Consider the following 25,056-nt stretch of genomic DNA (forward strand, 5'->3'; position numbering starts at 1 on the left):
TCTGTGCGTTGATCCATGACAGAAATCTCCCGCCAAGCCATCCCGACACTCCTCCGCCAAGCAGAAAAAGTGTCAGGGATGTCTCCGAACATCTGTCAACTATGTCTCCGGGCTGTACATCAAGCCCAGGGATGAGTGCGGAGGAAGGAGCGCATCAACAAAAACGCCGCGCATCCAGAGACACGCGGCGTCAAACCTAAAAATCGCGAAATGCCTTAAAGCGCGATATCCGGCACCTTCTTCACCGGCGCCCCCGCAGGCGCCGCACCGGCGCCCTTCAGCGCCTCAAGGTCGATCTGCGGCGGGGTCGGCAGCTGCAGGTGTTCGGCGGTGTAGGCCCATTCCTGCTGCACCTTTTCCGGATCGTCATTGAGCTTCGTGCCGTAGCTCGGCACGATCTGGCGAATCTTGGCCTGCCATTCAGGCGTCGCCACCTTGTCCTTGAACACCTTTTCCAGAACATTGAGCATGATCGGTGCTGCGGTGGAGGCGCCCGGCGAAGCGCCGAGCAGGCCGGCGATGCTGCCGTCCTTGGCGGCGACGACTTCGGTGCCGAGCCGCAGAACGCCGCCCTTTTCTTCGTCGCGCTTGATGATCTGCACGCGCTGGCCGGCCTGCCACAGGCGCCATTCGCCCTGCTTGGCATTCGGGAAATATTCCTTCAGCGCGGCAAAGCGGTCGTCATCCGACATCATCAGCTGGCCGGCGAGATATTCCACCAGCGGATATTCATCGATGCCCACCCGCACCATCGGCCAGGCATTGCTGGTGGTGACGGAGGAGACGAGATCGAAATAGGAGCCTTCCTTCAGGAACTTGGTGGAGAAGGTGGCGAAAGGTCCGAACAGGATGACACGCTTGCCGCCCAGCACGCGTGTATCGAGATGGGGAACCGACATGGGCGGCGAGCCGACCGAGGCCTTGCCATAGGCCTTGGCAAGATGCTGCATCGTCACGTCGGGGTTCTCGTTGATGAGGAACGAGCCGCCCACCGGGAAGCCGGCATAATCGTCCGCTTCCGGAATACTGGACATCTGCAACAGATGCAGCGCGCCGCCGCCAGCGCCGATGAACACGAATTTCGCATCCACCACCTGTTCGGCATCGGTCTTGGTGTTGGTATAGGTCACGCGCCAGCTGCCATCGGCATTGCGCTGGATGTCGGAGACTTCGCTATTGACCTGCAGGTCGAAATTCTGGTCGCCCTGCAAATGCGATACGAATTGCCGGGTGATTTCGCCGAATTCCATGTCGGTGCCGAGCGGCGACCATGTCGCGCCGATCTTCTGGGAAGGATCGCGGCCTTCCATCATCAACGGCACCCACTTCTTGATCTGCTCAGGATCGGTGGAATATTCCATGCCGGCGAAAAGCGGGCTGGCTTTGAGCGCCCGATAGCGCTTTTCCAGATAGGCGACGTTTTCATCACCCCAGACGAAGCTCATATGCGGCGTATGGTTGATGAAGGAGCGCGGGTTCTTCAAAACGCCGTTGCGCACCTGCCATGCCCAGAACTGCCGGGAAATCTGGAAGGATTCGTTGATGTTGACGGCCTGGCTGATCTTGATGTTGCCGTTGTCGTCTTCCGGCGTGTAGTTGAGCTCGGCAAGAGCGGAATGGCCGGTGCCGGCGTTGTTCCAGCCGTTCGAGCTTTCAAGCGCCACGCCATCCAGCCGCTCCAGCATCTGCATCGACCAGGTGGGCTCGAGTTCGCGCAGCCACACACCGAGCGTCGCGCTCATGATGCCGCCGCCGATCAAAAGCACGTCGACCTTCTTGGCAGCCGTATTGGCGAGAAGCGGGGAGGAGGGCAGCGCCGCTGCGGCAATGCCGGCGAGCGCACCGCCCAGAACCTGTCGGCGGTTCATCGGAAGCGCGCCGGGGGCAAATGCGTGGGAAAGGGTGGTTTCCTGGGAGAGATCAGTGAGCTGGGATTTGTCTTGATCGATGGGAGTCACGGCCATACCTGATTCTTGTTTTGTGTTAAAAACATTCCTCCCGTTCGCCCCGTTACAGCAAAGCGCAAACCGGCACAACCCGGACTCTTTCACTCCAGTTCAAGCGTTTTTGCAGGGATTTTGCAGGGACATATGGTCGCAACGGCCAATTTTGCGGTTTTGCCGATCGTCATTTTTATGACGGCGAAGATTAGCCGACGCTTTCAAACGGTTGAAAGGGTTCTGTGAGCGGGATATCGCGGAAAGGCGGATATGACGCTGTTTCCGGCGCGTCACGGGTCGCAGGGTGCGGCTATAGGCAAAATTTTTTTCAGCAAAATGACAATAATCCCGAAAAAGTGAAAAGGCCCGCCGGTTCGAGCGGGCCTTGCTGCGTCTGGTCTGTGACCGAAGATCAGTCTGCGGCGAGGAATTCCGCGCAATAGCTCGGGCCGTTGATGCCGGGGCGGTCGGAAACCGTGCGCACGGCGGTAATCTTGTAATCGCTGGAAACGACGAGCTGCACCGTGCAGGAGAGCGAGGCGGTGCGGGCGGGCGAGATCTGGCGACCCTTCTTGCCATCCTTGCCTTCTTCGAACCTGGCCGGAATGGTGGCCTTTCTGTAGCCGCCGCGCCAGTTATAGACGGTGGAGCTGCCGGTTTCCGTATCGCTGAGCGGCGGGCCGAATTTTGCGAAGAAAATACCTGCGGACTGGCCGACCCAGCGGGTCTCAACGGGGCTCTTCTGGGTGAAAGAGGGAGTGGAGCCGCCCGTGGAAGTGGTGCAGGCTGAGAGCGCAATGGCAAACGCTGCAAGCGTTACGCTGCGAGATAGCATGGTGAAATGTCCTTTGTGCCGTGTCCGGCTTCCCGCCGGTCATTCCGTTCCCCTAGCAGATTTGGAGACGGCGGGCAGGGGAGGTATGCGGCTCGATGAAAATTTCCTGCCACAATTGCTTTTTTGTAACGTTTTGAGGCCTTCCAGCCGGTGCCACAGGCTCCTGGCAGGGCTGTTTCAACAGATGGGAAAAACTTGTCACAAAAAATGCAATAAGCCGCTTGTCGAATGCCGGAGGCTGGTCTATAGAAGCGCCGCTGGTCACGGAGTGTAGCGCAGTCTGGTAGCGCACCACGTTCGGGACGTGGGGGTCGGAGGTTCGAATCCTCTCACTCCGACCAGCTTGAAGCCCAATAGTTACAGCGGCTTGCGACTCATCCCGAAAATTCCAATATCGAAATCTCGCACCGAAACCGGACCTGTGAAAACCTGTTCCGGCTGGACTGCATTCGCCGCTCGCGTCTGAAAATCAGGGCGCAGGTGCGAATAAGTGCGTTCAAATTGCCGTTCTTCAACCGGTATGCGCTTTGGGAGGGAGTGCTTCTTTCCACATCCGCTCACGAATGCGAATCGTCACCATCAACGCTTCGGCGGGCTTTTGTTGTCGCCACCCGGCGTCCCAGCAAAAGAGGCCCGTCGCTCCGCCAAGCGCCAGGCCTCAATGTCGCGGCCTGTTTCAGGGGACGCGCGACAGGAATCGTCTTAGAAGCCTCAATTCTTCTTCACAATCCAAGAAGTTATCCATCACCGTCATGGGCCCTGAATTTCAGGGGCATCGCCGCGATCAACTTATCGCGATCAAAAAAGAGGCCCGCTGCTTTTTCAAACAACGAGCCTCTGTTGGGCCGCTTGGCGGAGCGACCGCATGCAAATTCGCCTTTCGTGCATGAACGTCGAATGAACAAACAGCTTTTTATGCCGCCGAGAAACAACCCGTAAAAATCAGGAGAGCGGCATGGATCGGAAAGCCGCCTCAGCCGTTATTCAACCATACAACAATGGAGGATAGCATGCTGAAGGGTATCGCATTGTGGGCTATGGGTGTTCCGATCTTCGTGATCATTCTGCTTTATATGTTCGTGTTTTAGGCCATCCGCAGTCTCTGAGACGGAAAAGGCTCTGAAACGAAAAAGGCGACCGGTTTGACGGTCGCCTTTTGTTTGTTTGAGGGGGCGTGTCAGCCCAGATCGCCGATCAGCCGCGCGGCCGTTGCGCCGTCCGTGCGGCGGATGTCGATCTCGTCGCGGTGTTTGGCGAGCAGCTCGCCGGCCAGCAGCTTTTCCGCAAGATCGGCGGGCAGCGAGAGAATGACCCGGTCGCCCTTTTCTTCCGTCGCACCGACGCTGCGCTTGCCGGCGATCATGCCGCCCGCAACCGTGTTGTTGGTGTCGGGATCGATCAGGATGAAGGAACCGGTCGAGCGGTTCTGTTCATAGGGATCGAAGATCGCCGTCTCGTCGAAGGAAAGCCGCACCTTGCCGATGGCGTTCATTGGCAGCGAGGTTTCATGCGCCTGCCATTCGCCTTCCTTCAGGTTCAGCTGGCTGACGGGCTGCACGCTGACGCGCTGGCGGCGGCTGCCGCTTTTCAGCCAGTAGCGCTTGCCTGCCTCGATGCCGCCCGGCTGCAGCGCCACGATCTGGGCGTCGAAGGCAAGGCCCGTCTGCGGCTGCGCCTCGATGGAGACGATCATGTCGCCGCGCGACACATCCACCTGACGGTCGAGGACGAGCGTGACCGCATCGCCCGCGACGGCGGCGTTGCGCACCAGATCGAAGGTGACGATCTGCTTGACATTCGCGACCATGCCGGAAGGCAGGACAACGACGCTGTCGCCCGGCTTTACCGAACCGCCGGCAACCGTGCCCTGATAGCCACGGAAGCTTTCACCCGGCCGCGAGACGCGCTGCACCGGCAGGCGGAAGCCGCCGGATTGGGCGGAGCGCACTGTGGCAAGCTCCAGCGTTTCCACCAGCGTCGGGCCTTCATACCAGGGCATGGAGGCCTTGCCGGAGAGAACAACGTTTTCACCCTTCAGCGCCGACATCGGAATGGCAGTGATCTGCTTGATGCCGAGATTGGACGCGAAATCGCGGAATTCATGGGCGATCAGTTCGAAACCGGCCTTGTCGTAGTGCGTCAGGTCGATCTTGTTGACGGCCAGCACGAATTGCCGGATGCCCATCAGCGCCGCAATGGTGGCGTGGCGGCGTGTCTGTTCCAGAATGCCGGTGCGCGCATCGACGAGCAGCACGGCGAGATCGGCGGTGGAAGCGCCGGTCGCCATGTTGCGGGTATATTGCTCATGGCCGGGCGTGTCGGCCACGATGAAGGCGCGCCGGTCGGTGGCGAAATAACGATAGGCGACATCGATGGTGATGCCCTGTTCGCGCTCGGCCTGAAGACCGTCGAGCAGCAACGCGAAATCGGGCAGGCCGAGATCGTTCTGCTTGCCGCTGTCGCGGTGCAGGGTTGCGGCCTGGTCTTCCTTGACGGCCTTGGTGTCCCAGAGAAGACGGCCGATCAGGGTCGATTTGCCGTCATCCACGCTGCCGCAGGTGATGAGACGCAGCGGGCGCGTATCGCGCGCCGCCTTCGAATGCTCGGCAAAGGGCAGAATGGTTGCGGAAGAGGAGGGGGTATTGGCGGCGGCAGTGCTCATCAGAAATACCCCTCGCGCTTCTTCTTCTCCATCGAGCCGGACTGGTCGCGGTCAATCGCGCGGCCCTGCCGTTCGGAAACGGTGGCGATTTCGAGTTCCGCGATGACTTCCTGAAGCGTCGCCGCCTCGGACCGGATCGCGCCCGTCAGCGGGAAGCAGCCGAGCGTGCGGAAGCGGATCGAGCCATGCTTGATCTCTTCGCCGGGCAATAGCTCCAGCCGCTCGTCTTCGGCCAGAATCATCATGCCGTCGCGTTCGACATAGGGGCGCTCGGCGGCGTAATAGAGCGGCACCAGCGGAATGTTTTCCGCCTCGATGTAACGCCAGATATCCACTTCGGTCCAGTTGGAGAGCGGGAAGGCGCGCACGCTTTCGCCCTTGCGGACCATGCCGTTATAGATGTTCCACAGTTCCGGGCGCTGGTTGCGCGGGTCCCATTTATGATCGGGCGTGCGGAAGGAATAGATGCGTTCCTTGGCGCGGCTCGCCTCCTCGTCACGGCGCGCGCCGCCGAAGGCCGCATCGAACTGGCCGGCATCGAGCGCCTGGCGCAGCGCTTCGGTCTTCATGATGTCGGTGTAAAGCGCCGAACCGTGGGTGAAGGGCGTTACGTTTTCGCTCGCACCGCGCGGGTTGGTGTAGGAAATCAGGTCGAGATCGTATTCCTTGACGATATTGTCGCGGAATTCGATCATTTCCTTGAACTTCCAGCCGGTATTGACGTGCAGCAGCGGGAAGGGAATGCGGCCGGGGAAAAACGCCTTGCGTGCGAGATGCAGCAGCACGGACGAATCCTTGCCGATGGAATAGAGCATCACGGGCTTGTCGAATTCGGCGGCGACTTCGCGGAAGATGTGAATGGCTTCGTTTTCAAGCGCCTTCAGATGGGGATCGAGCGGCGGCTTGGATGCGACAGTATTCTTGCTGTCCGTCTCGTGGACTGCGTTGGACATTGTGAACTCCGGGAATGTACTGAATGATTATCGTTGCGGGATGGCGGAAACGGCGGATGTTTGCTCCGCACCGGCGACGTGAAGACCGCATTCGCGCTTCTCGTCGTTTTCCCACCACCATCGTCCGGCGCGCTCAGGCTCGCCGGGCTTGATGGCGCGCGTACACGGCTCGCAGCCGATGGAGGGGTAACCGCGCTGATGCAACGGATTGACGGGAATGTTCTCCTGGGCGACATGCGCCCGGATGAGGTCGATATCCCAGTCAGCCAGGGGATTGATCTTGATGAGATTGCGCTCGGCGTCGAACTCGGCGAAAGGCGTCGTGGCGCGATTGCCCGACTGGCCGCGTCTGAGGCCGGTGATCCAGAAGGCGGCGCCTTCCAGCGCCTTGCCGAGCGGGATCAGCTTTCTGACATGACAGCAGGCGTGACGGGCTTCGACGCTTTCGTAAAAACCGTTCAGGCCGTATTTTTCGGCATAGGCGTCGATATCGTCCTGCTCCGGGCGGAAGCGGCGGATTTCGATGCCGAAACGCTCTTCGGTTTCATCGATGAGATCGACGGTTTCCTTGAACAGGCGGCCGGTTTCAAGCGTCACGACGTCGATCGGCAGGCGATGCGTACCGATGGCGGCCGTAATGACCTGATCCTCGATGCCGAGGCTGGTGGTGAAGACCGCCCGCCCGCCGAGGCCGGCGATAAACGAAAGCCGACCCGCCAGATCGAGCCCGGCAAGCGTGGCGTCGAGGGAAGCGGCATCGGCAGAGGCATTTGCTGAATTGATCGTCATTGTCACGTCCGGGATTTCCATGGCCGATTATTGTTGAAATCCTTATCCGCGAACAGAAATGACAGTCTTTGTGCGCTGCACTTAAGAGCAAAAATGCCTCACGCGCGCAGGGTATGAGCAAAAGATACCCGTTCACCTTCTTCGCAGCTTGGATTTGAATTGTGACAACTTCTGCGCTAAGCCGGAATTGCCGGGTTTCCGGGCTTGTGGTCTACTGGTTTTACGATGATTTCGCAGAAGGCAAAATATGCGCTGAGGGCGCTCCTTTCGCTGGCCAAGGCCGACGGGGCCTGTCCTGTGCAGATTTCCGACATCGCCCGCGAACAGGCCATTCCGAAAAAGTTTCTGGAGCAGATCCTTCTCGAAATGAAGAAGGAACGCCTCGTCGAAAGCCGACGCGGCAAGCAGGGCGGTTATCTCTTGGCGCGCCCGGCTGCGGATATCACCTTCGGCGAGGTGCTGCGCCTCATCGACGGGCCGCTTGCTCCCTTGCCCTGCCTGTCGCAGACCGCCTATCGCCGCTGCGAGGATTGCGACGGCGAGAAGCAGTGCGAGATCCGCCACGTCTTTGCCCGCGTGGCCGATGCCACCCGCAACATCCTTTTCAACACCACCATCGCCGACGCCGTGGCCGGTGTCGAAGTGCCCGAGCTTTTGACAGCCTGACGAAAAAATCGTCTAAAACCCCGTAATATTTTTCGCCGCCAGCGCAAAAAATCGTCAAAAATGTGAAACGGTTTTGCATTCAGCAAAGTTTTACACGACGCTTGTTGCGCCTTTCGCTTATGCTGCGCTGTATTTGTTGCCCGGGAAAACGCTCTCGGGAAACACTTTTTCGATCGTATTCGGCCTCATTGACCAACTCTACTCAACCGGTAGAGTTAAGCCATCGCAATCAGGAGGGAATACCGATGTCCAAGCTTCTGTCCGGTTTGAGCGTTGTTGCGCTTAGCCTCTCACTGGCACTTGGCGGCGCTGGCTCGGCCGCCGCGCAGACCAAGCTGCTCAACGTGTCCTACGATCCGACCCGTGAACTCTACAAGGACTTCAACGAAGCCTTCGCCAAGAAGTGGAAGGCCGACACCGGCGAGGACGTCACGATCCAGCAGTCGCATGGCGGCTCCGGCAAGCAGGCGCGTTCGGTCATCGACGGTCTGGAAGCGGACGTCGTGACGCTGGCGCTGCAGAGCGATATCGATGCCATCGTCCAGAACTCCGGCAAGATCAACAACGACTGGCGCACCCGCCTGCCGCATAATTCCTCGCCTTACACCTCCACCATCGTCTTCCTGGTCCGCAAGGGTAACCCCAAGGGCATCCATAATTGGGGCGATCTGGTGAAGGGCGACGTGCAGATCGTGACGCCGAACCCGAAGACGTCTGGCGGCGCGCGCTGGAACTATCTCGCTGCCTGGGCCTGGGCGAATGAAGAATTCAAGGGCGATCAGGACAAGATCAAGGCCTATGTCGGCGAGCTCTACAAGCGCGCCCCGGTTCTCGACACCGGTGCCCGTGGTTCCACGGTGACCTTCGCCCAGCGCCAGATCGGCGATGTGCTGCTCGCCTGGGAAAACGAAGCCTATCTCGCCGGCCAGGAATTCGGCGCTGACGCCTTCGATATCGTCGTGCCGCCGATCTCGATCCTTGCCGAACCGCCGGTCGCCGTGGTTGACGCCAATGTCGACGCCAAGGGCACCCGCAAGGCGGCGGAAGCCTATCTGCAATATCTCTATTCCGACGAGGGCCAGAATATTGCGGCGAAGCACTTTTACCGCCCGTCGAACCCCGCCGTGGTCTCCAAGGATCTGCTCAAGCAGCTGCCGGACATCAAGCTCGTCACCATCGACGACCCGCAGTTTGGCGGTTGGGCCAAGGCGCAGCCTGAACATTTTGGTGACGGCGGCATCTTCGACCAGATTTACAAGCCCGCAAAGTAAGCGGATGATGGGCTGAAAAGAGATCGCCCGCGTCCGCACGGACAACAGAAAACAAAACCTGATCGACCGGACACCGTGCCGGTCGATACTTTATAATAAACGCCGGGGAACACCGGCTCCCAGAGAGCATTTCCAGGAAAAGCGGACCCCGGTTTCCTGTCCGGAAATGCGCCAAACTAAAGATTATCCGGAGCCTTGATGAGCAATAATACTTCCGGAAACAGGTGGAAATGGCGGCAGTCGAGCGTCATACCGGGCTTCGGCCTGACGCTTGGTTACACAGTGACCTATCTGTTTCTCATCATTCTTATTCCGCTTGGCGGCCTTGTCTGGTCCACGGCGAAACTGGGTTTTTCAGATTTCATTGCGATTGCCACGGATAGCCGCACGCTGAATGCGCTGCGTGTCAGTTTCGGAACGGCATTTCTTGCCGCGCTGGTCAATGCGGTCTTCGGCGTCATCGTCGCCTGGGTGCTGACGCGTTACCGTTTTCCCGGTCGCCGCTTCGTCGATGCCATCGTCGATCTGCCTTTTGCCCTGCCAACGGCGGTCGCCGGTATCGCGCTGACCACGCTTTACGCCAATCGCGGTTGGGTCGGTTCGCTGTTCGAACCCTTCGGCATCAAGATCGCCTTTACGCCGACCGGCATCGTCATCGCGCTGATCTTCATCGGCCTCCCGTTCGTGGTGCGCACCGTGCAGCCGGTCATGGAAGAAATCGACCGGCAGGTGGAGGAGGTGGCCGCCACGCTTGGCGCCAACCGTTTCCAGACCATCACCCGCGTTCTGCTGCCGAGCCTGACACCCGCGATCCTTACGGGTTTCGCGCTCGCCTTCGCACGCGGTGTCGGCGAATATGGTTCGGTCATCTTCATCGCCGGCAATATTCCTTACGTCTCGGAAATCGCGCCGCTTCTCATCGTCATCCGGCTGGAAGAATTCAATTATGCGGCCGCGACCGGCATCGCCACCATCATGCTGATCATCTCGTTCGCCATGCTGTTCCTCATCAATCTCATTCAGGCCTGGAGCCGCAAGAGGTACGGTTATGTCTGAGACCGCTTCCCGCACGTCCCCCCGGCCGTTCCGCGACCCCGCCAGCGAGAGCTTTCCCGCCCGGCTGGCGTTGATCGCGATTGCCTTCGTGTTCCTCGCTGCATTTCTGGTTCTGCCGCTGATATCGGTCTTCTTCGAAGCCTTCCGTAAGGGCACGGAAAGCTTCTGGGAGGCGATTGTCGAACCCGACGCGCTCTCCGCCATTCGCCTGACGCTGCTCGTCGCCGCCATTTCGGTGCCGCTCAATCTGGTCTTCGGGGTGATGGCCGCCTGGGCGATTGCGAAATTCGAGTTCAAGGGCAAGGCCTTCCTGATCACGCTCATCGACCTGCCGTTCTCGATCTCGCCGGTCATATCGGGCCTCGTCTATGTCATCCTGTTCTCATCCCATAGCGTTCTGGGGCCATGGCTGAAGAGCTACGGCATCGAAATCCTCTTTGCGGTTCCGGGCATCGTTCTGGCCACCATCTTCGTCACCTTTCCCTTCGTCGCGCGCGAGCTGATTCCGCTGATGCAGGATCAGGGCAATGGCGACGAGGAGGCGGCGATTTCGCTCGGTGCTTCCGGCTGGCAAACCTTCTGGTATGTCACGCTGCCGAATATCAAATGGGGCCTGCTTTACGGGGTGCTGCTCTGCAACGCCCGCGCCATGGGCGAGTTCGGCGCCGTCTCGGTTGTCTCGGGCCATATTCGCGGTGAGACCAACACCATGCCGCTGCATGTCGAGATACTCTATAATGAGTACAATATGGGCGCGGCCTTTGCGGTGGCGACGCTGCTCGCCGGTCTGGCGCTCGTGACGCTCATTCTCAAAACCATTCTCGAAATACGCTTTGGCGCGGGCAACGCAGCCGGCAAGCATTGAAAGGCATCTTCATGGAAGTGAAAGTTTCCGGCATCACCAAGCAGTTCGACCGCTTTCCGGCGCTGAACGATGTGTCGCTCGACATTCGTTCCGGCGAGCTGATCGCGCTGCTCGGTCCTTCCGGTTCCGGCAAGACGACGCTGCTGCGTCTCATCGCCGGTCTCGAGCAGCCGACAACCGGCCAGATTTTCTTCGGCAACGAGGACGCCTCGCACCGCACGGTGCAGGAGCGCAATGTCGGCTTCGTGTTTCAGCATTACGCCCTGTTCCGCCATATGACGGTGGCCGACAATATCGCTTTCGGCCTCAAGGTGCGCCCCTCCGCCAAGCGTCCGCCGAAGGCCGAAATCCGCAGGCGGGTCTCCGAGCTTCTCGACATGGTGCATCTCTCCGGTCTTGAGAAGCGTTACCCCTCGCAGCTTTCCGGCGGCCAGCGCCAGCGCGTGGCGCTTGCCCGCGCTGTCGCCATCGAGCCGAAGGTGCTGCTTCTCGATGAGCCCTTCGGCGCGCTGGACGCCAAGGTGCGCAAGGAGCTGCGCCGCTGGCTGCGCGAATTCCACGACCGCACCGGCCACACTACCGTCTTCGTTACCCACGATCAGGAAGAGGCGCTGGAACTGGCCGACCGCGTCGTCGTCATGAGCCAGGGCAAGATCGAACAGGTCGGCACGGCGGACGATGTCTACGACACGCCCAACTCGCCCTTCGTTTTCTCCTTCATCGGCGAATCCTCCAGCCTGCCGGTAACCATCCGCGACGGCCACGTGCTGTTCCAGGGCGAAAGCATCGGCATCGACGAGAACGGCTCTGGCGAGGGCGAGCTTTTCTTTCGCCCGGAAGATGTGGTGTTGACTGGGGAGAAGGACGCGCTTTACGGCAAGGTCACCACCTGTCGCCGCCTCGCAGGCACCCGCATCGCCGAAATCGACATCGCCAATAACGGCCATGAACCCTATCACCTCGAAATCGAGGTGCCGCTCAACGCCGCCGTGGCCGTGGGCGCGGAGCTGCGCTTCCGGCCGACACGGTGGAAGGTTTTCGGGAAGAAATAGGGAGAGGTGAGCGCAGTTGACGGTCGATGATTTGTCGCTCTCTAACGAGCGTCACGTTTAATCTGATTCCACAGTTCACCACAGTTGAAAATCATCGAGTGTGCTGGGTGTCGTTACCCCCCTCTGTCCTGCCGGACATCTCCCCCTCAAGGGGGGAGATCGTTCCGTGGCGAGGTCTCGCACCTCTCGACGGTCGAGGATGAAGTGGCGAGAAAGCCTCTTGCCGATCTCCCCCCTTGAGGGGGAGATGTCCGGCAGGACAGAGGGGGGTAACGACACCCAGCACACTCGATGATTTTCAACTGTGGTGAACTGTGATCTGATTCATGCGACGCGCTTCAGTTCTCCGTCATACCGACCTCGAGCCGGTATCCAGCCAGCCCAAGTCCTTGGGCTGAAAGGAGTTCTTTCCATCGTGGGAGAGCCGCCCCGGCATTCGAGGCGCAGATTTCCCCAATCGTCGAAGCAATAAGCAAAAACGGAAAAGGGCCGCCGAAGCGACCCTTCCATGAGTTTGGTCCTGTTTACAGACCCGGGACTGTTTCTCAACGTTCCGAAGGCAGGAGGTTTACAACGAGGGCTGCCCCGTCGAAAACACACCCTTTCCATTGCCTGCATCAGAGACCGAAATCTCACTAGACATTGGATCACCTCCTTCCGATACGTTGAACATAACTAGAAGGTAGTACGATTCGTCAGTAATGCAAGAGGGATTACTTCCAGGGGGCACGCCGGGCGTCACGACACCCGCATCACGATCTTGCCGATATGATTGCTGCTTTCCATCAGCCGGTGCGCTTCCACGACCTCATCCAGCGTGAAGACCCGGTTGATGACCGGTGCCAGCTGACCGCTTTCGATGAGCGGCCAGACCTCTGCGACAAGGTCGTCGCGGATGGCGCGTTTTTCGTCGGCCGTGCGGGGGCGCATGGTGGAGCCGGTGACGGTGAGGCGTTTGACCATGATGGGGGTAAGGTTGACCTTCTCGGCCACGGCGCCGCCCAGAAAGGCGATGATGGACAGGCAGCCGTCCTTGGCAAGTGCCGAAAGGTTCTTTTCGAAATAGGCCGCACCGATCATGTCGAGAACGACATCGACGCCCTTGCCGTCGGTTTCAGCCTTGATGACGGCGGCGAAATCCTCCTCGCGGTAGTTGATCGCCCGTCTGGCGCCGAGCTTCACGCAGGCTTCGCATTTTTCCGCTGAGCCTGCCGTGGCATAGACTTCCGCGCCGAAAGCCCTGGCGAGCTGGATCGCCGTCGTGCCGATGCCGCTGGTGCCGCCATGGATGAGGACGCTTTCCCCCTCGGTGAGGCCTGCCATCTGGAAGAGGTTGGCCCAGACGGTGAAGAAGGTTTCCGGCAATGCGGCCGCTTTGACGGCGTCGTAACCCTTGGGGAAGGGAAGGGCCTGCCCGGCCGGCACGGTGCAATATTGCGCATAACCGCCGCCATTGGCGAGCGCGCAGACCTTGTCGCCCAGCTTGAATTCGGTAACGCCTTCACCCAGCGCAACCACCTCGCCGGCGATTTCAAGGCCGAGGATCGGGCTTGCATCCTTCGGCGGTGGATAGATGCCCTGCCGCTGCGCCACATCCGGCCGGTTGACGCCCGCCGCCTCGACCTTCACCAGAACCTCGCCTTTTGCGGGCTTCGGCAAAGGCGTTTGCGAAAGCCGCATCACCTCCGGGCCGCCATGGGAGGGAAGGTCGATGAAGCGCATTGTTTCGGGCAGGGTTTTGGTGTCGGGCATGGCCAGGAGCAACTCCTCACGTGTCGGCGTCGCCTGAAGATGTAGGTCAGATGCACCGCTTAGGGAAGGAGGCCGTTTGTCACGAGTGTCAATTTGTCTCGCCGAAGACCCGGACGACGAGACCGCCTTCGTTTTCCTTCGCAGCCGCCTTCACGCCAGCGATCTCGCTGCCGATCCGCTCGGGATTGGCGATGATCAGCCCCTTCGGCAAAGTCAGCACGCCAATGGAGCAGCGCAGCAGCGCGAAGTCCCGCTCATTGCCGTGGCGGTCCTGGCCTTTCATGCAGCCGGCGGCGCGGTCCTCGTCCGAATAGAGTTCGGCGACGTCGTCGTGAAAATCGCTGAGCAGCCGCTCGAGGATTTCCGTCAGCTCCTCCACCGTCCAGTCGCGCACGCCGATGAAGAAATCGTCGCCGCCAATATGGCCGAGGAAACAATCGCCGGCAAAAAAGTAACGACGCATCAGCGCCGAAAACAGGGTGATGGCGTGGTCGCCGGCGTTGAAGCCGTATTTGTCGTTGAAGGGTTTGAAATTATCGAAGTCGCAATAGCAGAAGAAGCGCGCCTCGTCGCCGTCGCTGCAACGGTCGGCAATGAAGCCGCCAATCGCCCGGTTGCCGGGCAGCGCCGTCAGCGGGTTCTGGTCCTGCGCCATCTTCAGCTGTTTTTCGTTGATGACCTTGATGAGCGAAGCGGCGGAAACGATGCCGGCGTAACGCATGTTTTCGGTGAGGATGATGCAGGCGCTGCCGCCCATGCTGGCGAACATGTTCATCAATTGGTCGGCATCGGCATCGAGGCCGACAATCGGCGCGGGATCGACGAAATGGGAAATGGTGCGCTCGTAAATCTTGTTCTTGAGCAGGTCGCGGCCGAAGGGCCGGTAGATATATTCCTTGAGGTGATACTCGTTGATGACGCCGCGCGGCTCGCCATTGGCGTTGAGAACCGGGAAAAACGCCTGCTGCGGATTTCTGCGGAACAGTTCGAAGACGCTGTCGACGCTGTCATGCTCGAAGACGGTGGGAAGACGCTCTATTTCGCGGCGGATGAGAATCTCATCCAGCGTCTGGCTGCTGCGCCGCGCCACGCCGATGCGGTTGATGTGGGGAAAGCTCTCCGGCAGTTCGCTGGTGAAGACCGTGGGCCTCGCGATCAGCCAGCCCTGCACCAGATCGACGCCGAATTCGCGGCAGGTCAGAAATTCCGCTTCCGTTTCGATGCCTTCCGCAATAACCCTGACGCCAAGAACATGGGCGATGTTGACGATGTTGCGCACAAGGTGCTGCTTGCGCGGCAATTGGTCGACGCCGGTGATGAAATGCCGGTCGATCTTCAGGTAATCCAGCGGGAAGTCGCAGAGCAGCTTCATCTCGCCATGGCCGGCGCCGAAATCGTCGATGGCCAGCTTGAAGCCTTCCTTGCGCATGCGGGCGATCAGCGCCGTGAATTCCGGCACGCTGGTATTGTCGAAACGTTCGGAAAGCTCGAAGCAGATGGAGGAGGCGGGAATGCCCGCCCGCGCCAGATGGCCGACGAGCTTGTCGAGAATGGCGTCGCCATGCGGGATCAGCCGCACATCGAGATTGAGGAACAGGGTGGCGGAGGAAAAATCGGGCAGGGTGGAAAATTTCGCCAGCGCCCGGCTCGCCAGCATCTGCTCGAAGGCCTTCAGCTCGCCATCCGCGGCAGCCTGGTCGAGAAGCGCCAGCGGATTGGAAAACCCGAGCCGGTCATGGCCGCGCATCAGCGATTCATAACCGAAGATCGTGCCTGTCGTCGCCTCGACAATCGGCTGAAACGCCGTTTCAAGCACCAGTTTCGCCATGGGAAACATGTGCCCGGAGGCAAAACGCCTTATGACATCGTTCTCCAGCGTGACGGCCTGCATTTCTATTCTCCGCTATTGCCGGTCCCTTTGGTGGCGCGCCGTGTGGAATGCGCCATCGGGAACCCGTCTCTTTTGCGGCGAACAATCGCAGATTACAGGTCAACAAAAGCTTTCACGACTGTGAAGCTTTGATGAACGTTTTGTTACAACCCTTTCAATATGGAGGGTTGTTACGCCGGGCCTTATGCCCGGCGGATATGCCCGCTGTGTGCGGCATAAAGTTCCGCAACGTTCATGCGTTCCCGGTCCGCTTCGACAGGCTCCGTGGACTTTGCGCCCACGCCATGTTCGGCGGAGGCCGACCATAGTCTCAGCGCTGCCCTGACGACCTCGCTGCCGGATGCGTAAGCGCCGCAATTCACGGCCTCGCGCATTCTTGCTGCCTGTTCCGGGGAAATCGATACTGTCACCATTGGCATGATATCACTCCCTTCTTTCCATGGCCGCCACGCGAACCCTATAAATGCCCGTTTCACGGACGGGGCGGGGGCGGTCTTTTATGGGCGGTCGTTTTTAAGAGCTTTCGTCTGGACGCCGCATCCAGCGAAATTGGTATCATTGCTTATCTTACCACGAAACGCGTTCCATACCCAATTTGCAGTATATTGGGGTTTAGTTTTTCCCTGATCGGCATGGATCCGATACGGGGCCGCATACTACCTTAGTAACGCATGGCCATGGCCAGAGCGATGGTTGCAAAACCCTGCATGATAAGGTCTATCGCCAGAAACAGGCCCAGCACCCAGAGGCTGTTGACCGGCCAGCCGGCGGCGATCACCAGGCCCGCCAGCGCCGTCACCGCGCCCGCCGTGGCAACCCAGCCCCAGCCCGTCGCCGGTTTCAGCCGGAAGCCGACGACGAGGCGGAAAATGCCGGCGACAATGAGCGAAATCGCCATCAGCAAGGTCAGCACCGCCGCCGTCAGATCGGGGTTCTGGAAAGCGATGACGCCGGCAATGGCGTAGAGCAGGCCGCTCAGCGTCCAGAACAGCACGCTTTCCCATCCCTTCACCTGAAAGGCATGAAAAAGCTGCAGCACGCCGCCCATCAGCATCATGACCCCGACATAAAAGACGGAGGCGACTGTGGCGACCAGAAGATTGCCGAGCGCGATGATGCCGAAGGCCAGAAGAACGAGGCCAAGCGCCAGCAACCAGCCCCACTTTGCTTTCAGCGGTGAAAATCCAGATGCATTGAGACTCTGCGTCATGTCGCTGTCTCCCTGAATGGTCGGGGGTAACGCTATCACGATTGCACCGTAGCGCAATGCGCCTGTCGAAGATTTGATCCAGATCATGAGCCGGAAGACGGGAAAACCGCTTCGGTTTTCTCCCCTGCCGCGCAGACGCCAATCCGCGACATGAAATGGCGCGTTTTTTATTGATTGATCGATCAATCAAGAATATTTTGCCGCCATCAAGGAGACGCTTATGCCCAAGATCGGAATGGAGCCTCTGCGCCGCAAGGCGCTGGTGGACGCGGCGCTTCGCACCATAGGCCATCACGGTTCGCTGAATGTGACGATGTCGGATATCGCCCGGGAAGCGGGTGTGTCGGCGGCGCTCGCGCATCACTATTTCGGCAGCAAGCAGCAGCTTCTGCTGGAAACCATTCGCAGCCTGCTGCGCGATCTCCGGCGCGATGCGGTGGCGGCTTTGACCCGCGCTTCCGGCCCGCGCGAAAGGCTGAGCGCCATCGTGCATGTCTCCTTCCAGAGCGACCAGTTCACGCCCGAAACGGTTGCGGCGTGGCTTGCCTTCTATGTCGAGGCGCAGCGCTCGGAAGAAACCCGCCGCCTGCTGGCGCTTTATTCCCGCCGCCTCAGGTCCAACCTCATGGCGAGCCTCAACCGGCTCTGCCCGCCGGACGATGCCGCGCGCATCGCGGAAGGGGCGGCTGCTCTGATCGACGGGCTTTATATTCGCCACAGCCTGCGCTCGGCGCCACTCGGCCTTGCCTCCGCACCGGCGCTTGTCGAGGATTATTTCGACATGCAGCTCAAATCATTTCCCGATGGACAGCGCCAAAAGCCGTCCATCCGCGTTCTTTAAGGAGACTTCGACATGACCACGCTCAAGGCGCAGCCGAAAGCCTCGCATTTCATCGACGGGGTGTATGTCGAGGACACGGCCGGCACGCCGTTCGAGAGCATCTTCCCGGCCACCGGCGAGGTGATCGCGAAGCTGCATGCGGCAACGCCCGCCATCGTCGAGCGAGCCATCGCCTCGGCCAAACGTGCGCAGAAGGAATGGGCGGCGATGAGCCCGATGGCCCGCGGCCGCATCCTCAAACGCGCCGCCGATATCATGCGCGAGCGCAACGATGCGCTGTCGACGCTGGAGACGCTGGATACCGGCAAGCCCATTCAGGAAACCATCGTCGCCGACCCGACCTCCGGCGCGGATGCCTTCGAATTTTTTGGCGGCATTGCCCCTTCGGCGCTGAACGGCGATTACATCCCGCTCGGCGGCGATTTCGCCTATACCAAGCGTGTGCCGCTCGGCGTCTGCGTCGGCATCGGCGCGTGGAATTATCCGCAGCAGATCGCCTGCTGGAAGGCGTCACCTGCGCTGGTCGCCGGCAATGCCATGGTCTTCAAGCCCTCGGAAAATACCCCGCTCGGCGCCTTGAAGATCGCCGAAATCCTGATCGAAGCCGGTCTGCCAAAGGGCCTGTTCAACGTCATTCAGGGTGATCGCGATACCGGCCCGCTGCTGGTCAATCACCCGGATGTGGCGAAGGTCTCGCTTACCGGCTCAGTCCCGACCGGCCGCAAGGTGGCCGCTGCCGCTGCCGGGCATCTGAAGCACGTGACCATGGAACTCGGCGGCAAGTCGCCGCTGATCGTCTTCGACGACGCCGATATCGAAAGCGCTGTCGGCGGGGCCATGCTCGGCAATTTCTATTCCTCCGGCCAGGTCTGCTCCAACGGCACCCGCGTCTTCGTGCAGAAAAAGGCGAAGGAGCGTTTCCTCGACAATCTGAAGCGCCGCACCGAGGCGATGATCCTCGGCGATCCGCTCGATTATGCCACCCATCTCGGCCCACTGGTCTCCAAGGCCCAGCAGGAGAAGGTCCTTTCCTATATCGAAAAGGGCAGGGCGGAGGGCGCGACGCTCATTACCGGCGGCGGCATTCCGAACAATGTTTCAGGCGAGGGCGCCTATGTGCAGCCGACTGTCTTCGCCAATGTGACCGACGACATGACCATCGCCCGCGAGGAAATCTTCGGGCCCGTCATGTGCGTTCTGGATTTCGACGATGAGGACGAGGTTCTTACCCGCGCCAACGCCACCGAATTCGGCCTCGCCGGCGGCGTCTTCACCGCCGATCTCGCCCGCGCCCATCGCGTGGTCGACCGGCTGGAGGCGGGCACGCTTTGGATCAATACCTATAATCTCTGCCCGGTCGAAATCCCCTTCGGCGGCTCGAAACAATCCGGGTTTGGTCGCGAGAATTCGGCCGCCGCGCTGGAGCATTATAGTGAGCTGAAGACGGTTTATGTGAGCACTGGGAAGGTAGACGCGCCTTATTGAAGCGTGGCGGGTGGGGCTTACCCCCCTCTGTCCTGCCGGACATCTCCCCCTCAAGGGGGGAGATCGGCAAGCGGCGCCACCATCACTTCATTCGCTGACGTTGAGATGGGCGCGACCTCGCCGCAGATCGATCTCCCCCCTTGAGGGGGAGATGTCCGGCAGGGCAGAGGGGGGGGAGCCACAGGCGCAGATGTTCATTCTGGAGATATTTCGCAAATGCAAGCAGACTACGTCATCGTCGGTTCGGGTTCCGCAGGCTCCGCCATCGCCTATCGCCTGTCGGAAGACGGTCGTTATTCGGTGATCGTCATCGAGGCCGGCGGGTCGGATTTCGGCCCCTTCATCCAGATGCCGGCCGCACTCGCATGGCCGATGAGCATGAAGCGCTATAATTGGGGCTATCTCTCCGAGCCCGAGCCGAACCTCGACAACCGCAGGATTACGGCCCCGCGCGGAAAAGTCATCGGCGGTTCGTCCTCCATCAACGGCCTCGTTTACGTGCGCGGCCATGCGGAGGATTTCAACCGCTGGGAAGAGCTTGGCGCGCATGGCTGGGCCTATGCGGATGTGCTGCCTTACTTCAAGCGCATGGAACACAGCCATGGCGGCGAGGAGGGCTGGCGCGGCACGGATGGGCCGCTGCATGTGCAGCGCGGCCCGGTCAACAATCCGCTGTTCCACGCCTTCATTCAGGCCGGCGCACAGGCCGGTTTTGAACTGACCGACGATTATAACGGCTCCAAGCAGGAGGGTTTCGGCCTGATGGAGCAGACCATCCATAATGGCCGCCGCTGGTCCGCCGCCAATGCCTATCTGAAACCGGCGCTGAAGCGCGGCAATGTCACGCTGGTCAACGGTTTCGCCCGCAAGGTCGTCATCGAGAACGGTCGCGCGATCGGTGTCGAGATCGAGCGCAAGGGCGTGGTGGAAACCATCGCGGCCAATCGCGAGGTCATCGTCTCGGCATCCTCCTTCAATTCGCCGAAACTGTTGATGCTCTCAGGCATCGGCCCCGCCGCGCACCTGAAAGACATGGGTATCGAGGTGAAGGCGGATCGTCCGGGCGTGGGCGCAAATCTTCAGGACCATATGGAGTTTTATTTCCAGCAGGTCTCCACCAAGCCGGTCTCGCTTTATTCCTGGCTGCCATGGTTCTGGCAGGGCGTGGCTGGCGCGCAATGGCTGCTGTCGAAAGGCGGGCTTGGCGCTTCCAACCAGTTCGAGGCCTGCGCCTTCCTGCGCTCCGCGCCCGGTCTGAAACAGCCTGACATCCAGTATCATTTCCTGCCCGTCGCCATTTCCTATGATGGCAAGGCGGCGGCGAAAAGCCATGGTTTTCAGGTGCATGTGGGTTACAACCTGTCGAAATCGCGCGGCAATGTCACATTGCGCTCGGCCGATCCGCATGACGACCCGGTCATCCGCTTCAACTATATGAGCCACCCGGAAGACTGGGAAAAATTCCGCCATTGTGTGCGCCTGACGCGCGACATCTTCAGCCAGAAAGCCTTTGACGATTTTCGCGGGCCGGAAATCCAGCCCGGCGAAAGCGTGGAGACTGATGAGGAGATCGACGCCTTTTTGCGCGAGCATCTGGAAAGCGCCTATCACCCCTGCGGCACCTGCCGCATGGGCGACAGGGACGACCCGATGGCCGTCGTCGATCCCGAATGCCGAGTGATCGGGGTGGAGGGCTTAAGGGTGGCGGACAGCTCGATCTTCCCGCATGTGACCTATGGCAACCTCAACGGCCCGTCGATCATGACCGGCGAAAAAGCGGCGGACCACATTCTCGGCAAAACCCCGCTGCCACGTTCCAATCAGGAACCATGGGTAAACCCGCGCGCGGCCGTCAGCGACCGGTGAGGGTCAATGGTAATCGTCCTCGCGCTGGTGGCGGACGGCGGCAATGGTGACGGTTTCCGGGCCATCAATGCGGAACAGCACGATATAGCCGGAGGAACCGAAGGGCACGAGGAGCTCGCGTATGAGGCTGTTTTCGGCAGATGCCTTGCGGCAACTGAAGGGAAAATCGCCGAGAATCTCCAGTCCTGCTCTTATGGCGCGGATCGCTTTCTCAGCCACATCGATGTCGTAGGCGATCAGAAAATCATAGATGCGATCAAAATCGGCCAAGGCTTCTTCGGTATAGCGAAGCTCATACGTCATTTCCGCTTCGCGGCTTTCGCAGCATCAAGTTTTCTTTGCATCATCGAAAGAACATCGTCGGTGCTATAATAAATGCCGGTGCGCTCCGCTTGTTCGAGTGACGCCAGCCCGCGCGCAATGAATTCCGCCTGCGATTTACGGATTTGCACCTGCCTGCGCACGGACTCTTCAACGAAGGAAGAAAGCGTCTCGCCTTCCTTCAGCACGCTTTCAGCAGCCTCGCGAAAATCCGCCGTCACTCGCAGTGAAGGGATCGTTGCCGTTTTCATATTGGGTCTCCGTGCGTTGCAATTGCGATGCAGAGAATGCACCCATGGGATCAGCCTGTCAAATGCAAAACCTTGCAATCCCCGCCCGAGAGGCGGATAAACGGGCTTCCCGCCTGATGACGACCATCAAAATCACCGATCTGGACCGCCATGCCCGTCGACTACAAAAAGCTGAAGATGCTCCGCCGTTCCCGTGTCGTGTGGGGTTCGTGGCGGGTGTGGAGGCCGAGGGCGGTTTTCTGGATTGGCGCGATTGCGGTTGGCCTTATCAGCGTCGGCTTTGCATGGCTTGCGGATAAGGCCCAGCACCTTTTCTTTGCGGCAACCTCATCGGGCGAATGGGCCTTTTTGCTGCCGCTCATCATCACGCCGCTCGGCTTCACGCTCTGCGCCTGGCTCGCGATCACGGTTTTCCCCAATGCCGGCGGCAGCGGCATTCCGCAGGCGATTGCCGCGCGGCACCTGCGGGAAGATGCGGACCGTTCGCGGCTTCTGTCGCTGAAACTCGCCTTCGGCAAGGTGGTGCTGACGGTCGCCGGGCTTTTATCCGGTGCCTCCATCGGCCGTGAAGGCCCGACCGTTCAGGTTGGCGCCTCGATCATGCTGCAGGCCGCCCGCTGGGGCGGCATGGCGCAGGCGAAGGGCCTCATTCTCGCTGGCTCGGCGGCGGGCATCGCGGCTGCTTTCAACACGCCGCTCGCCGGCATCGTCTTCGCCATCGAAGAAATGAGCAAGACCTATGAATCCCGCGCCAATGGCCTCGTCCTCACTGCCGTCATCCTGTCGGGCCTCGCTTCGCTGGCGCTGGTCGGCAGCTATACCTATTTCGGCGCCAGTTCGGTGATGGCGAAAACGACCATGGACTGGCTGCTGGTTCTGGTCTGCGGCATTGGTGGCGGCGCGTTCGGTGCGCTGTTCAGCGCAGGCGCCTTGCGTCTTTCCGCCCGCATCCGGCGCTTCGCGCAGGCCATGCCGCTGAAGCGGATGCTGGCGATCGCCGCCGCCTGCGGCCTTGCTTCCGCCGTCCTCGGCATCGCAACGGGCGGCGCGACCTTCGGAACGGGTTACGAACAGGCGCGCGCGGCAATCGAGGGCGAGGCCGCGCCGGCATTCTTCTTCATCGAAAAACTGGCGGCGACGTTCCTTGCCATGATGTCGGGTATTCCGGGCGGCATTTTCGCACCGTCTTTGTCGGTGGGCGCGGGTTTCGGCAGTACCATGGCCGCCTTGCTTGGCACCAGCATCGGCCTTGGCGCCATCGTCGGCATGGCGGGTTATTTTGCCGGCGTGGTGCAGGCGCCGATGACAGCCTTTGTCATCATCCTTGAAATGACCGGAAATCATGAAGGCGTCATGCCCATCATGGCCGCATCGATGCTGGGATATCTGACGTCGCGGCTTTTCTCCCGCGAGCCGCTTTATCATGGGCTGTCGCGGGTCTTCATCGCCCAGAGCATCCGCGCCCGGCGCGCCGCTCAGGCCAGCGAAACGTAACCGCTTACGCGCGGATGCCCGCCACGCCGAAATAACCGAGCCCCGGTATCTTCACGCCGGGCCGGCTGAAATCGATGCCGGCGACAAGACCGAGAAAATTGATCTCGAAACCGCTGCGCGCACCCGCCGAAATGCCGAACAGGCCGCCGAGCGAAAAGCTTACATCCTTCCAGTCATCGGCGATGTGATAAAACGCGCCGTCCGGCAGATAATCGCGGCCCACGGCATCCGGCGGCAGCACGACGCCGAGTTCCGGCACGCTGCGCAGCACATGGGCGACGAAGGTGTTGGAGTTGGGGCCGGGATAGATGCGATAGCCGCCCGGCCGGCCATAGGGGTAATCGGCAATCGCCTTTTCGATCTTCGGGATCAGCTTTTCCGCCTCTGCGCCATGAATGGCCACCACCTGGCGCGGTGTGTTGGAATACCAGAAGGCATCCGCCGCATAGCCATTGCGGCGGATCGGCGTGCCCCAACCCACCTTGTCATAGCGGTCATAGGCTTTCGCGCCCGGCTTTTTCAGCACGATCCAGGCATGACTGGCGACAGAGCCCTTGAAGCCGCCCGTCATGGCGGAAAACACGTAGACCGCAGCCTGTTCATCGGCGTCCGCCTGGGGAAGGACGCCGGACGAAGACCAGCGGGCATCGCGCCAGCCCTGCGGATGGTCCCGCATGGCCCACAGCCCGGCCGATGCCAGTGCGGGAAGCAGATAGATAACGGCAATCGCCAGCAGCAGACGTTTTGCAAATTTCACTGATAGCCCCGTGCATCGAAAAATCAATTGCGGTATCAACCACATGAAATCAGAATTTTTTGAGGCTGCGAAAATGAACAATTCCGTTACCGTCGAAGTCACCCGCGGCAACCTCGTGGAAAGCCGCCATCAGGGCCTTGCCGTGGTGGTGGATGGCGATGGCGGCGTGCTGTTTTCGGCTGGCGATATCGAGCGCGGCATCTTCCCGCGTTCCGCCTGCAAGGCCATGCAGGCGCTGCCGCTGGTGGAAAGCGGTGCTGCGGATGCCTACGGCTTCGGCAACCGCGAACTGGCGCTTGCCTGTTCCTCGCATTCCGGTGAGGACGCGCATGTGGAGCTCGCCGCTTCGATGCTGGCGAAAGCGGGCAGGGATGTGGATACGCTGGAATGCGGCGCGCATTGGTCTTCCGACCAGAAAACCATCATCCATCAGGCCCGCACGCTGGAAAAGCCGACGGCGCTTCACAATAATTGCTCCGGCAAACATTCGGGCTTCATCTGCGCCTGCTGCCACACCGGCACCGACCCCAAGGGCTATGTCGGTTACGATCATCCGTTGCAGCAGGAAATCCGCGCCACGATGGCAAGCCTGACGGGTGCGACGCTCGGCCATGACAATTGCGGTGTGGATGGCTGCTCCATCCCCACCTATGCCGTCCCGCTCAAAGGGCTTGCGCATGGTTTCGCGAAGATGGCGACGGGCAGGGGGCTGGAAGCGGGCCGCGCGAAAGCCTCACAGCGTCTCATCGAGGCCTGCATGGCGGAGCCCTTTTACGTGGCGGGCACCGGCCGCGCCTGCACGAAACTGATGCAGATCGCGCCGGGAAAAATCTTCGCAAAGACCGGCGCGGAGGGCGTCTTCGTCGCCGCCCTGCCGGAAAAGGGCATTGCCATGGCGGTGAAATGCGAAGACGGCACGACGCGTGCGGCGGAAGCCATGGTTTCGGCACTGCTTGCGCGCTATTTCGATGAAGGCAGCGAAGAGCAGCAGGCTTTGCTTGGCATGGCGAACCGGCAGATGCGCAACTGGAACGGCATCCATGTCGGCGATGTCCGCGTCGTCGGGCTTTAAATAACCTTTGACGCGGCCGGTTGCGGG

At 60.5% G+C, this 25,056-nt stretch carries 22 protein-coding genes and 1 tRNA gene; 11 read left to right on the plus strand and 12 right to left on the minus strand.

From position 1 onward, the window contains the following. Positions 1-215 precede the first annotated feature (215 nt). On the minus strand, positions 216-1,964 hold the full coding sequence (gene mqo / locus I3J13_RS21820) for a malate dehydrogenase (quinone) (protein WP_196380209.1): 1,749 nt from the start codon (positions 1,962-1,964) through the stop codon (positions 216-218). Between the two features lie 388 nt (positions 1,965-2,352). Next, entirely contained in the window at positions 2,353-2,775 is a 423-nt protein-coding gene (locus I3J13_RS21825) for a hypothetical protein (RefSeq protein WP_003520473.1), read from the minus strand. 264 nt (positions 2,776-3,039) lie between these two features. Between I3J13_RS21825 and I3J13_RS21830 the strand changes: the two genes are divergently transcribed. Then, positions 3,040-3,116 (plus strand) — tRNA-Pro (locus I3J13_RS21830). An 836-nt stretch (positions 3,117-3,952) separates the two neighbouring features. On the opposite strand, the gene cysN is transcribed toward I3J13_RS21830, so the two are convergent. The 3 genes from cysN to I3J13_RS21845 are packed head-to-tail and all read right to left on the minus strand — an operon-like array spanning position 3,953 to position 7,200. Continuing rightward, on the minus strand, positions 3,953-5,437 hold the full coding sequence (cysN, locus tag I3J13_RS21835) for a sulfate adenylyltransferase subunit CysN (protein ID WP_196380210.1): 1,485 nt from the start codon (positions 5,435-5,437) through the stop codon (positions 3,953-3,955). Next, complete coding sequence (gene cysD / locus I3J13_RS21840; protein WP_003520470.1) at positions 5,437-6,390, minus strand: sulfate adenylyltransferase subunit CysD; 954 nt, start codon at positions 6,388-6,390, stop codon at positions 5,437-5,439. Before cysD ends, cysN begins: the two co-directional genes overlap by 1 nt. A 27-nt stretch (positions 6,391-6,417) precedes the next feature. After that, on the minus strand, positions 6,418-7,200 hold the full coding sequence (locus I3J13_RS21845) for a phosphoadenylyl-sulfate reductase (RefSeq protein WP_161987652.1): 783 nt from the start codon (positions 7,198-7,200) through the stop codon (positions 6,418-6,420). Positions 7,201-7,404: 204 nt separating this feature from the next. Here I3J13_RS21845 and I3J13_RS21850 point away from each other — a divergent pair, with 204 nt between their 5' ends. The 5 genes from I3J13_RS21850 (at position 7,405) to I3J13_RS21870 (ending at position 12,089) form a co-directional block, all read left to right on the plus strand. Beyond that, complete coding sequence (locus I3J13_RS21850; RefSeq protein WP_003520468.1) at positions 7,405-7,845, plus strand: RrF2 family transcriptional regulator; 441 nt, start codon at positions 7,405-7,407, stop codon at positions 7,843-7,845. A 245-nt stretch (positions 7,846-8,090) separates the two neighbouring features. After that, positions 8,091-9,116 carry a sulfate ABC transporter substrate-binding protein gene (locus tag I3J13_RS21855; RefSeq protein ID WP_196380211.1) on the plus strand — a complete coding sequence of 342 codons (1,026 nt, stop codon included), beginning with the start codon at positions 8,091-8,093 and terminating at the stop codon, positions 9,114-9,116. Positions 9,117-9,314: 198 nt separating this feature from the next. Further along, complete coding sequence (gene cysT, locus I3J13_RS21860; RefSeq protein ID WP_003494311.1) at positions 9,315-10,172, plus strand: sulfate ABC transporter permease subunit CysT; 858 nt, start codon at positions 9,315-9,317, stop codon at positions 10,170-10,172. After that, positions 10,165-11,037: a sulfate ABC transporter permease subunit CysW gene (gene cysW, locus I3J13_RS21865; protein ID WP_196380212.1), complete on the plus strand. Its 873-nt coding sequence runs from the start codon at positions 10,165-10,167 to the stop codon at positions 11,035-11,037. Before cysT ends, cysW begins: the two co-directional genes overlap by 8 nt. A gap of 11 nt (positions 11,038-11,048) precedes the next feature. Beyond that, positions 11,049-12,089 carry a sulfate/molybdate ABC transporter ATP-binding protein gene (locus tag I3J13_RS21870; protein ID WP_196380213.1) on the plus strand — a complete coding sequence of 347 codons (1,041 nt, stop codon included), beginning with the start codon at positions 11,049-11,051 and terminating at the stop codon, positions 12,087-12,089. A 738-nt stretch (positions 12,090-12,827) separates the two neighbouring features. On the opposite strand, the gene I3J13_RS21875 is transcribed toward I3J13_RS21870, so the two are convergent. The 4 genes from I3J13_RS21875 to I3J13_RS21890 form a co-directional block, all read right to left on the minus strand. Then, on the minus strand, positions 12,828-13,841 hold the full coding sequence (locus tag I3J13_RS21875; RefSeq protein ID WP_196380214.1) for an NAD(P)H-quinone oxidoreductase: 1,014 nt from the start codon (positions 13,839-13,841) through the stop codon (positions 12,828-12,830). 88 nt (positions 13,842-13,929) lie between these two features. Beyond that, entirely contained in the window at positions 13,930-15,732 is a 1,803-nt protein-coding gene (locus tag I3J13_RS21880) for a GGDEF domain-containing protein (protein ID WP_020812512.1), read from the minus strand. A gap of 182 nt (positions 15,733-15,914) precedes the next feature. Then, a complete protein-coding gene (locus tag I3J13_RS21885) occupies positions 15,915-16,151 on the minus strand; it encodes a ribbon-helix-helix domain-containing protein (RefSeq protein ID WP_196380215.1) in 237 nt (78 codons plus the stop codon). A 242-nt stretch (positions 16,152-16,393) separates the two neighbouring features. Continuing rightward, complete coding sequence (locus tag I3J13_RS21890; RefSeq protein ID WP_196380216.1) at positions 16,394-16,942, minus strand: HdeD family acid-resistance protein; 549 nt, start codon at positions 16,940-16,942, stop codon at positions 16,394-16,396. Positions 16,943-17,162: 220 nt separating this feature from the next. Here I3J13_RS21890 and betI point away from each other — a divergent pair, with 220 nt between their 5' ends. From betI to betA, 3 genes are all read left to right on the plus strand, one after another. Next, positions 17,163-17,783, plus strand: coding sequence for a choline-binding transcriptional repressor BetI (betI, locus tag I3J13_RS21895; protein WP_196380217.1), 621 nt, complete (start codon positions 17,163-17,165; stop codon positions 17,781-17,783). 12 nt (positions 17,784-17,795) lie between these two features. Then, the gene (gene betB / locus I3J13_RS21900) at positions 17,796-19,268 is read left to right on the plus strand and encodes a betaine-aldehyde dehydrogenase (RefSeq protein WP_196380218.1); all 1,473 of its coding nucleotides are present in this window, start codon (positions 17,796-17,798) and stop codon (positions 19,266-19,268) included. Positions 19,269-19,484: 216 nt separating this feature from the next. Then, a complete protein-coding gene (gene betA / locus I3J13_RS21905; RefSeq protein ID WP_196380219.1) occupies positions 19,485-21,134 on the plus strand; it encodes a choline dehydrogenase in 1,650 nt (549 codons plus the stop codon). A gap of 3 nt (positions 21,135-21,137) precedes the next feature. Here betA and I3J13_RS21910 read toward each other — a convergent pair whose 3' ends face one another. Then, positions 21,138-21,437 carry a type II toxin-antitoxin system RelE/ParE family toxin gene (locus I3J13_RS21910; RefSeq protein WP_003522214.1) on the minus strand — a complete coding sequence of 100 codons (300 nt, stop codon included), beginning with the start codon at positions 21,435-21,437 and terminating at the stop codon, positions 21,138-21,140. Then, positions 21,434-21,706, minus strand: a complete 273-nt coding sequence (locus tag I3J13_RS21915; protein ID WP_142778850.1) for a YlcI/YnfO family protein — start codon at positions 21,704-21,706, stop codon at positions 21,434-21,436. The genes I3J13_RS21910 and I3J13_RS21915 overlap by 4 nt, the downstream gene beginning before the upstream one ends. Before the next feature lie 150 nt (positions 21,707-21,856). Here I3J13_RS21915 and I3J13_RS21920 point away from each other — a divergent pair, with 150 nt between their 5' ends. Next, positions 21,857-23,200, plus strand: coding sequence for a chloride channel protein (locus I3J13_RS21920; protein WP_196380220.1), 1,344 nt, complete (start codon positions 21,857-21,859; stop codon positions 23,198-23,200). Between the two features lie 4 nt (positions 23,201-23,204). Here I3J13_RS21920 and I3J13_RS21925 read toward each other — a convergent pair whose 3' ends face one another. Beyond that, positions 23,205-23,957: a DUF3750 domain-containing protein gene (locus tag I3J13_RS21925; RefSeq protein ID WP_196380221.1), complete on the minus strand. Its 753-nt coding sequence runs from the start codon at positions 23,955-23,957 to the stop codon at positions 23,205-23,207. A gap of 73 nt (positions 23,958-24,030) precedes the next feature. Here I3J13_RS21925 and I3J13_RS21930 point away from each other — a divergent pair, with 73 nt between their 5' ends. After that, positions 24,031-25,029, plus strand: a complete 999-nt coding sequence (locus I3J13_RS21930) for an asparaginase (RefSeq protein WP_196380222.1) — start codon at positions 24,031-24,033, stop codon at positions 25,027-25,029. Positions 25,030-25,056 lie beyond the last annotated feature (27 nt).

Origin of the sequence: Agrobacterium leguminum (genome assembly GCF_015704895.1) — a bacterium.
Classification (GTDB): domain Bacteria; phylum Pseudomonadota; class Alphaproteobacteria; order Rhizobiales; family Rhizobiaceae; genus Agrobacterium; species Agrobacterium leguminum.

Bases quoted from the DNA above. Each gene is read 5' to 3' on its own strand.
- I3J13_RS21890 (WP_196380216.1), bottom strand. From the start codon at position 16,942: ATGACGCAGAGTCTCAATGCATCTGGATTTTCACCGCTGAAAGCAAAG.
- I3J13_RS21930 (WP_196380222.1), top strand. From the start codon at position 24,031: ATGAACAATTCCGTTACCGTCGAAGTCACCCGCGGCAACCTCGTGGAA.
- betB (WP_196380218.1), top strand. From the start codon at position 17,796: ATGACCACGCTCAAGGCGCAGCCGAAAGCCTCGCATTTCATCGACGGG.
- I3J13_RS21920 (WP_196380220.1), top strand. From the start codon at position 21,857: ATGCCCGTCGACTACAAAAAGCTGAAGATGCTCCGCCGTTCCCGTGTC.
- I3J13_RS21915 (WP_142778850.1), bottom strand. From the start codon at position 21,706: ATGAAAACGGCAACGATCCCTTCACTGCGAGTGACGGCGGATTTTCGC.
- I3J13_RS21885 (WP_196380215.1), bottom strand. From the start codon at position 16,151: ATGCCAATGGTGACAGTATCGATTTCCCCGGAACAGGCAGCAAGAATG.
- I3J13_RS21875 (WP_196380214.1), bottom strand. From the start codon at position 13,841: ATGCCCGACACCAAAACCCTGCCCGAAACAATGCGCTTCATCGACCTT.
- I3J13_RS21850 (WP_003520468.1), top strand. From the start codon at position 7,405: ATGATTTCGCAGAAGGCAAAATATGCGCTGAGGGCGCTCCTTTCGCTG.
- I3J13_RS21910 (WP_003522214.1), bottom strand. From the start codon at position 21,437: ATGACGTATGAGCTTCGCTATACCGAAGAAGCCTTGGCCGATTTTGAT.
- I3J13_RS21825 (WP_003520473.1), bottom strand. From the start codon at position 2,775: ATGCTATCTCGCAGCGTAACGCTTGCAGCGTTTGCCATTGCGCTCTCA.
- I3J13_RS21880 (WP_020812512.1), bottom strand. From the start codon at position 15,732: ATGCAGGCCGTCACGCTGGAGAACGATGTCATAAGGCGTTTTGCCTCC.
- I3J13_RS21845 (WP_161987652.1), bottom strand. From the start codon at position 7,200: ATGGAAATCCCGGACGTGACAATGACGATCAATTCAGCAAATGCCTCT.
- cysD (WP_003520470.1), bottom strand. From the start codon at position 6,390: ATGTCCAACGCAGTCCACGAGACGGACAGCAAGAATACTGTCGCATCC.
- cysN (WP_196380210.1), bottom strand. From the start codon at position 5,437: ATGAGCACTGCCGCCGCCAATACCCCCTCCTCTTCCGCAACCATTCTG.
- cysT (WP_003494311.1), top strand. From the start codon at position 9,315: ATGAGCAATAATACTTCCGGAAACAGGTGGAAATGGCGGCAGTCGAGC.
- betA (WP_196380219.1), top strand. From the start codon at position 19,485: ATGCAAGCAGACTACGTCATCGTCGGTTCGGGTTCCGCAGGCTCCGCC.
- I3J13_RS21870 (WP_196380213.1), top strand. From the start codon at position 11,049: ATGGAAGTGAAAGTTTCCGGCATCACCAAGCAGTTCGACCGCTTTCCG.
- I3J13_RS21855 (WP_196380211.1), top strand. From the start codon at position 8,091: ATGTCCAAGCTTCTGTCCGGTTTGAGCGTTGTTGCGCTTAGCCTCTCA.
- mqo (WP_196380209.1), bottom strand. From the start codon at position 1,964: ATGGCCGTGACTCCCATCGATCAAGACAAATCCCAGCTCACTGATCTC.
- betI (WP_196380217.1), top strand. From the start codon at position 17,163: ATGCCCAAGATCGGAATGGAGCCTCTGCGCCGCAAGGCGCTGGTGGAC.
- cysW (WP_196380212.1), top strand. From the start codon at position 10,165: ATGTCTGAGACCGCTTCCCGCACGTCCCCCCGGCCGTTCCGCGACCCC.